The organism is Lacinutrix sp. MEBiC02404 (assembly GCF_053601575.1).
In genome coordinates, this window is record NZ_JBSHNV010000075.1 from 1 (window position 1) to 513 (window position 513).

Here is a 513-nt window from a genome sequence, read left to right on the forward strand (position 1 = left end):
TATCGTAGTAGATACGACTACTTTACCAGTAGGATCGACATTAACAGAAGGAACAGAACCAACGGAAGTAACGATACCAGTAAATGGAACAGTTGCAGCAGGAACAGATGGTTATACTACAGCTGGTTCAGTAACCGGAACAGTCTATAACGATGAAGATGGTGATGGAACACAAAACGGAACAGAAACCGGATTTACTTCTCCAGTAACTGTATTTGCTGATTTAGATGGCGATGGCGTATTAGACGCAGGAGAGCCAACAGGAACAACAGCAGCGGATGGAACGTATACTATTCCAGGAGTACCAGCAGGGACAGTAGATATCGTAGTAGATACAACTACTTTACCAACTGGAGCAACATTAACAGAAGGAACAGAACCAACATCAGTAACGGTACCAACAAATGGTAGTGTAGATGCAGGAATAGATGGTTATACTACAGCAGGAACGGTAACTGGAACCGTATATAACGATGAAGATGGTGATGGAATACAAAACGGAACAGAAACCGG

General features: G+C 42.9%; 1 pseudogene. It reads left to right on the forward strand.

Going from position 1 to position 513, the window contains the following annotated elements:
- Positions 1-513 (forward strand): annotated as a pseudogene (locus ACVCXO_RS00465) (hypothetical protein); the annotation flags it as partial.